The 7,617-nt window shown below is 68.7% G+C and carries 6 protein-coding genes; all 6 read left to right on the forward strand.

Annotated features, from left to right (window positions below):
- The first annotated feature begins 542 nt into the window (after positions 1-542).
- The 6 genes from rpsL (at position 543) to FNQ90_RS07385 (ending at position 7,516) form a co-directional block, all read left to right on the forward strand.
- Positions 543-914 (forward strand): 30S ribosomal protein S12, encoded by a 372-nt coding sequence (gene rpsL, locus FNQ90_RS07360; protein ID WP_143616571.1) that lies wholly within the window; start codon positions 543-545, stop codon positions 912-914.
- Between the two features lie 3 nt (positions 915-917).
- Positions 918-1,388 carry a 30S ribosomal protein S7 gene (gene rpsG, locus FNQ90_RS07365; protein WP_143616573.1) on the forward strand — a complete coding sequence of 157 codons (471 nt, stop codon included), beginning with the start codon at positions 918-920 and terminating at the stop codon, positions 1,386-1,388.
- A gap of 38 nt (positions 1,389-1,426) precedes the next feature.
- A complete protein-coding gene (fusA, locus tag FNQ90_RS07370) occupies positions 1,427-3,547 on the forward strand; it encodes an elongation factor G (protein ID WP_182605583.1) in 2,121 nt (706 codons plus the stop codon).
- A 247-nt stretch (positions 3,548-3,794) separates the two neighbouring features.
- Positions 3,795-4,988 carry an elongation factor Tu gene (gene tuf, locus FNQ90_RS07375; RefSeq protein ID WP_143616577.1) on the forward strand — a complete coding sequence of 398 codons (1,194 nt, stop codon included), beginning with the start codon at positions 3,795-3,797 and terminating at the stop codon, positions 4,986-4,988.
- 381 nt (positions 4,989-5,369) lie between these two features.
- A complete protein-coding gene (locus FNQ90_RS07380) occupies positions 5,370-5,819 on the forward strand; it encodes a DUF485 domain-containing protein (protein WP_182605585.1) in 450 nt (149 codons plus the stop codon).
- The gene (locus FNQ90_RS07385) at positions 5,816-7,516 is read left to right on the forward strand and encodes a solute symporter family protein (RefSeq protein WP_407699318.1); all 1,701 of its coding nucleotides are present in this window, start codon (positions 5,816-5,818) and stop codon (positions 7,514-7,516) included. Before FNQ90_RS07380 ends, FNQ90_RS07385 begins: the two co-directional genes overlap by 4 nt.
- The last annotated feature ends 101 nt before the right edge of the window (positions 7,517-7,617 follow it).

Here is a 7,617-nt window from a genome sequence, read left to right on the forward strand (position 1 = left end):
GTGCCGCGGGGAGGTCTCGGGAGGGGCGGATGCCGGAACCTCCCGGGGGCCCCGGGAGGCCCGGGCGTCCCGTCCGTGGACCCGGCCGGCCCGAATCCCCCGTTCGAGCCCCGGAGTCGGCGCGGAAGGCGTGAGCGATCCTCCCCCGGGGTAGTGTCACGTGGAGCCCGCGCGGGCCCCGGTTCCCGACCGTTCCCGACCGACCCCGCCGTCGCCGTTCCGGTCGTCGGTCCTCACTTCCCGAGGCCGCGCCGCCCCCCGGTTCCCGGCGGGGGATTCCCGGGCCCCCTTCCGCGTGCCCGGTTGTTTTGACCCGGGCCGTTGCGCTCGGTACGCTCTGTCCTTGTGCCCGGGGTGTCCCCTGCGCGCCCCCGATCACCGGTCGATGAGCGATCCGATGAGGCGGTGCGGCCGCGGAGGGCTCCGGAACCTGCTTTTCGCCCCCACGGGGGGATGCGCAGTCTTCGACACGCCCGACCGCGTGGGTCGGATGCGTGGTCCGGGTTAGTTTCACCAGACGGCACACAGAAACCGGAGAAACCGTGCCAACGATCCAGCAGTTGGTCCGCAAGGGCCGGCAGGACAAGGCCGAGAAGAACAAGACGCTGGCGCTCGACGGTTCGCCGCAGCGCCGCGGCACCTGCACGCGCGTCTTCACGACCACTCCCAAGAAGCCGAACTCGGCCCTGCGCAAGGTGGCTCGTGTCCGCCTGACCAGCGGGATCGAGGTCACGGCCTACATTCCGGGTGAGGGCCACAACCTCCAGGAGCACTCCATCGTGCTCGTGCGCGGTGGCCGGGTCCGGGACCTCCCGGGTGTTCGCTACAAGATCATCCGCGGTTCCCTGGACACCCAGGGCGTCCGCAACCGCAAGCAGGCCCGCAGCCGCTACGGCGCCAAGAAGGAGAAGTAAGCCATGCCACGCAAGGGCCCCGCCCCGAAGCGTCCGGTGCACATCGACCCGGTCTACGGCTCTCCTCTGGTGACCTCGCTCATCAACAAGGTGCTGCTGCACGGCAAGCGCTCCACCGCCGAGCGCATCGTCTACGGCGCCCTGGAGGGCCTGCGGGAGAAGACCGGCAACGACCCGGTCGTCACCCTCAAGCGCGCGCTGGACAACGTCAAGCCGACCCTCGAGGTCCGCTCCCGGCGTGTCGGTGGCGCCACCTACCAGGTGCCGGTCGAGGTTCGTCCCGGACGTTCCTCCACCCTCGCGCTGCGCTGGCTGGTCGGCTACTCCCGCGCCCGTCGCGAGAAGACCATGACCGAGCGTCTGATGAACGAGCTGCTGGACGCCTCCAACGGCCTCGGCGCCTCGGTCAAGAAGCGTGAGGACACGCACAAGATGGCCGAGTCCAACAAGGCCTTCGCGCACTACCGCTGGTAGTCGCCGGCCCACCGAGACCGAGAGAAGACTGAAGCCTCATGGCTACCACTTCGCTTGACCTGGCCAGGGTTCGCAACATCGGGATCATGGCCCACATCGACGCGGGCAAGACGACCACCACCGAGCGGATCCTGTACTACACGGGTGTCAGCTACAAGATCGGTGAGGTCCACGACGGCGCGGCGACGATGGACTGGATGGCGCAGGAGCAGGAGCGCGGCATCACCATCACCTCCGCGGCGACGACCTGTCACTGGCCGCTGGAGGACGTCGACCACACCATCAACATCATCGACACCCCCGGGCACGTGGACTTCACCGTCGAGGTGGAGCGGTCCCTGCGCGTGCTCGACGGTGCCGTGACGGTGTTCGACGGCGTGGCGGGTGTCGAGCCGCAGTCCGAGACCGTCTGGCGCCAGGCGGACCGGTACGGCGTGCCGCGCATCTGCTTCGTCAACAAGCTCGACCGCACCGGCGCGGACTTCCTGCGCTGCGTGAGCATGATCGTGGACCGGCTCAACGCCACCCCGCTGGTCATGCAGCTCCCGATCGGCGCCGAGGGCGGCTTCAAGGGCGTCATCGACCTGGTCCGGATGAAGGCCCTGGTCTGGTCCGAGGACACCAAGCTCGGTGAGATGTACGACATCGTCGACATCCCCGCCGACCTGCGGGAGCAGGCCGACGAGTACCGGGCCAAGCTGGTCGAGGGCGTCTCCGAGAACGACGACGAGATGATGGAGCTCTTCCTCGAGGGCGAGGAGCCCACCGAGGAGCAGCTCTACGCCGCCATCCGGCGCATCACCCTCGCCTCCACCGGTGCCGACGGCGCGACCATCACCCCGGTGTTCTGCGGTACCGCGTTCAAGAACAAGGGCGTGCAGCCCCTGCTCGACGCGGTCGTGCGGTACCTGCCCTCCCCGCTGGACGTCGAGGCCATCGAGGGCCAGGACGTCAAGGACAGCGAGAAGGTCATCGCCCGCAAGCCTTCCGAGGACGAGCCGATGTCCGCGCTCGCCTTCAAGATCATGAGCGACCCCCACCTGGGCAAGCTCACCTTCATCCGGATCTACTCCGGTGTGCTGGAGTCCGGCACCCAGGTGCTGAACTCGGTGAAGGGTCGGAAGGAGCGGATCGGCAAGATCTACCGGATGCACGCCAACAAGCGTGAGGAGATCAGCCGTGTGGGTGCCGGTGACATCGTCGCCGTCATGGGTCTGAAGCAGACCACCACCGGTGAGACCCTCAGCGACTCGGCGAACCCGGTGATCCTCGAGTCGATGGAGTTCCCGAACCCCGTCATCGAGGTCGCGATCGAGCCCAAGTCCAAGGGCGACCAGGAGAAGCTGGGCGTCGCGATCCAGCGGCTGGCCGAGGAGGACCCGTCCTTCCAGGTCAAGACCGACGAGGAGACCGGCCAGACCATCATCTCCGGCATGGGTGAACTCCACCTCGACGTTCTGGTCGACCGCATGCGGCGGGAGTTCAAGGTCGAGGCGAACGTCGGCAAGCCGCAGGTCGCCTACCGCGAGACCCTGCGTCGGGCCGTCGAGAAGATCGACTACACCCACAAGAAGCAGACCGGTGGTTCCGGTCAGTTCGCGAAGGTGCAGATCGCCCTGGAGCCTCTCGAGGGCGGCGGCTACGAGTTCGAGAACAAGGTCACCGGTGGCCGCATCCCCAAGGAGTACATCCCCTCGGTGGACGCCGGTTGCCAGGAGGCGATGGAATTCGGCGTGCTCGCCGGGTACCCGCTGACCGGTGTGAAGGTGACCCTGCTCGACGGCGCGTACCACGACGTCGACTCCTCCGAGATGGCGTTCAAGATCGCCGGTTCCATGGTCTTCAAGGAGGCCGCCCGCAAGGCCAGCCCGGCCCTGCTGGAGCCGCTGATGGCGGTCGAGGTCACCACGCCCGAGGACTACATGGGCGATGTGATCGGCGACATCAACTCCCGCCGGGGCCAGGTCCAGGCGATGGAGGACCGCAGCGGCGCCAAGGTCGTCAAGGCCCTGGTCCCGCTGTCGGAGATGTTCGGCTACGTGGGTGACCTGCGCAGCAAGACCTCCGGTCGCGCGAGTTACAGCATGCAGTTCGACTCCTACGGCGAGGTTCCCAAGAACGTCGCCGAGGAAATCATCGCGAAGGCCAAGGGCGAGTAATTCCGGATCATCCGGAGTCACTCACCCATTAAGCTGGAGCAAAACGGCAAACGGGGGCGTTCCGCCCCGGTCGCCGGCCCCCACCCGGGGTCCGGTGACCGGGGGTCCGCCGCCCCCCACCGGCCGACCCGAAGCGAAACGGTCCAGGGTGTCCCCCGCGGGGTCCCGGCCGGTTCGGTACGACCACCTGCAACCCGCTCCGCGCCGTGCGGAGGGGCGTACAGCACCAGTCCACAGGAGGACCCCAGTGGCGAAGGCGAAGTTCGAGCGGACTAAGCCGCACGTCAACATCGGCACCATCGGTCACATCGACCACGGTAAGACCACCCTTACCGCGGCGATCACCAAGGTGCTGCACGACGCGTACCCCGACCTGAACGAGGCCTCGGCCTTCGACCAGATCGACAAGGCTCCCGAGGAGCGCCAGCGCGGTATCACCATCTCCATCGCGCACGTCGAGTACCAGACGGAGAGCCGTCACTACGCCCACGTCGACTGCCCGGGTCACGCGGACTACATCAAGAACATGATCACCGGTGCCGCCCAGATGGACGGTGCCATCCTCGTGGTCGCCGCCACCGACGGTCCGATGCCGCAGACCAAGGAGCACGTCCTCCTGGCCCGTCAGGTCGGCGTCCCCTACATCGTCGTCGCCCTGAACAAGGCCGACATGGTGGACGACGAGGAGATCATGGAGCTCGTCGAGCTCGAGGTCCGTGAGCTGCTCTCCGAGTACGAGTTCCCGGGCGACGACGTGCCGGTCGTCAAGGTCTCCGCGCTCAAGGCCCTCGAGGGTGACCAGGAGTGGGGCAAGAGCGTCCTCGAGCTGATGAAGGCCGTGGACGAGTCCATCCCGCAGCCCGAGCGCGACGTGGACAAGCCGTTCCTCATGCCGATCGAGGATGTCTTCACCATCACCGGTCGCGGTACGGTCGTCACCGGCCGTATCGAGCGTGGTGTCCTGAAGGTCAACGAGACCGTGGACATCATCGGCATCAAGGAGGAGAAGACCACCACCACGGTGACCGGGATCGAGATGTTCCGGAAGCTGCTGGACGAGGGTCAGGCCGGTGAGAACGTCGGTCTGCTGCTCCGCGGCATCAAGCGCGAGGACGTCGAGCGCGGCCAGGTCGTCATCAAGCCGGGCTCGGTCACCCCGCACATCGAGTTCGAGGCCCAGGCCTACATCCTGTCGAAGGACGAGGGTGGTCGCCACACCCCGTTCTTCAACAACTACCGTCCGCAGTTCTACTTCCGGACCACCGACGTGACCGGCGTGGTGCACCTCCCCGAGGGCACCGAGATGGTCATGCCGGGCGACAACACCGAGATGCGCGTTGAGCTGATCCAGCCCATCGCCATGGAGGAGGGCCTGAAGTTCGCCATCCGCGAGGGTGGCCGGACCGTGGGCGCCGGCCAGGTCACCAAGATCCTCAAGTGATCCTCGGCTGACCGGCCGCTCCGCACCGGAGCACCGCGCGAGCCCCCCGCACCGCCCATCCCGGCGGCGCGGGGGGCTCCGTCGTGTTCCGGCGCGGGGAGCCGGACTCCGACCGGCCGGGGGCGGGAGGCGTCCCGCGTCCAGGCGCGAGGGCCGACCGGTCGGGCCGATGGTCCCGGCCGGTCCTTCCCGCCGTTCGTCGTCCGCTCGGCGCGCCGTCCGCCCGTTCGGCGCGGACCCGACGACCGTTCGGCGCACCCCACCGGCGCTGGGCGATCGAGTCGGTACGGGGCGGTGCGGTGGGGGAGTGACCTTCCTTACATTCCCCGCACGCCCCGGGCGTTCACCCGGCGGAAACACAACGCACTCCTGGAGCCGGTCATGACGACGACGCATACCGCCCCCGAGGCCACCGACCCACCACCGGGCGGCGACCTGAGGTCCCGCTCGGTCACGATGCACGAGGACCCCCGCTTCATCGACCTGCGGTGCCGACTGGTGCGGTTCGTCGCCCCGATGAGCATCGCCTTCATGGCGTGGTACCTGCTGTACGTGATCATGTCCGCCTTCGCGCGCGACGTGCTCGCCGTCACGGTGGTGGGGAACGTCAACCTCGCCCTGGTCTTCGGGGTGTTGCAGTTCGTCACCACCTTCGGCATCGCCGTGTGGTACGCCCGCTACGCCGGTCGCCGCCTCGACCCGCTCGCCGACGAACTGCGCGGGGAGCTGGAGGCCGGCCCGGCCGGGGCCGCGGACGGCGCCGAGCGCGGCCCCGGCACCGACACCGGCACCGCCGCGCGGTCCACCGACTCCGGGGAGGCCCGCCCGTGAACGGCGTCCAGATCGCGCAGGCCGGCGAGGGTCGGCTGATCACCGTCCTGCTCTTCACCCTCATGATCGCCCTGACCCTGGGCATCACCCTGTGGGCCAGCCGACAGGTCAAGTCCGCCACCGACTTCCACTCCGGCGGGCGCGGCTTCTCCGGCATGCAGAACGGCTTCGCCATCGGCAGCGACTACATGTCGGCCGCCTCCTTCCTCGGCATCGCCGGCATGATCGCCCTCTTCGGCTACGACGGGTTCCTCTACTCCATCGGCTTCCTCGTCGCCTGGCTGGTGGCGCTCCTGCTCGTCGCCGAACTGCTGCGGAACTCCGGCCGCTACACCATGGCGGACGTGCTCTCCTACCGGATGCGGCAGCGCCCGGTGCGGACCGCCGCCTCGGTCTCCACCCTCACCGTCTCGATCTTCTACCTGTTGGCGCAGATGGTCGGCGCCGGTGCCCTGATCGCCCTCCTGCTCGGCATCCAGCCCGGTGAGACCTACCTCGGCATGAGCGCCGAGACCGCCAAGATCGCGGGCATCGTGGTGGTCGGCATCCTGATGATCGTCTACGTGACCTTCGGCGGCATGAAGGGCACCACCTGGGTGCAGATCGTCAAGGCGGTCATGCTCATGGGCGGCGCCGCCCTGCTGACCGTGATGGTGCTCGCCGTCTACGGCTTCAACTTCGGCGCCCTGATGAGCGACGCGGCGCAGGCCAGCGGGGTCGGCAGTTCCTTCCTGGAACCCGGCCAGCGGTACGGCGTCGAGGTCGCCGGCGACGCCTGGCAGACCATGGTCAACAAGCTGGACCTGATCAGCCTCGGTCTCGCGCTGGTGCTGGGCACCGCCGGCCTGCCGCACATCCTGATCCGCTTCTACACCGTCCCGGACTCCAAGGCGGCCCGGAAGTCGGTCAACTGGGGCATCGGCCTCATCGGCTCCTTCTACCTGATGACCCTGGTGCTGGGCTTCGGCGCCGCCGCCCTGGTCGGCCGGGACGCCATCGTCGCCCAGAACGCGGCCGGCAACACCGCCGCCCCGCAGCTGGCCGAGGAGGTCGGTGTCCACTTCGGCGGCAACCTGCTGGGCGCGATCATGCTGGCGCTCATCGCCGCCGTCGCCTTCGCCGCGATCCTGTCCACCGTCGCCGGCCTGACCATCGCCTCCTCGTCCTCCCTCGCCCACGACCTGTACAACAACGTGATCCGGCGCGGGAAGGCGAGTGAGAAGGAGGAGATCAAGGTCGCGCGGCTGGCCGCCTTCGGCGTCGGCGTCGCCGCGATCGTTCTGGCGATCTTCGCGCAGAACCTCAACGTGGCCTTCCTGGTGGCCCTGGCCTTCGCCATCGCCGCCTCGGCCAACCTGCCCACGGTGCTGCTGAGCCTGTTCTGGAAGCGGTTCAACACCACGGGCGCCCTGGCGGGCATCTACGGCGGCCTGGCGAGCGCGCTGATCCTGGTGTTCTTCTCACCGGTGGTCTCCGGCAAGGTGAACGCCGAGGGAGACAGCCTCTCCCTCTTCCCCGCCGGTGTGGACTTCTCCTGGTTCCCGCTGGAGAACCCCGGCCTGGTCTCCATCCCCCTCGGCCTGCTGTGCGCGGTGGTCGGCACCCTCCTGTCCAAGGAGACCGACCCCGAGCGCTTCGCCGAACTCCAGGTCCGCGCCCTCACCGGCGCCGGCGCGGAGGGGGCCGCCAAGCACTGAGGACCTCGCCCCCGGGGCGGGCGGCCCCGCCGGGCCGCCCGTCCCCCGACGGGAGCGCCGGGGTCCGGAAGGGCGAAGACCCCTCGCCGTCCGTACCCCCA

This window comes from Streptomyces alkaliphilus (assembly GCF_014141535.1).
Classification (GTDB): Bacteria; Actinomycetota; Actinomycetes; order Streptomycetales; family Streptomycetaceae; genus Streptomyces; species Streptomyces alkaliphilus.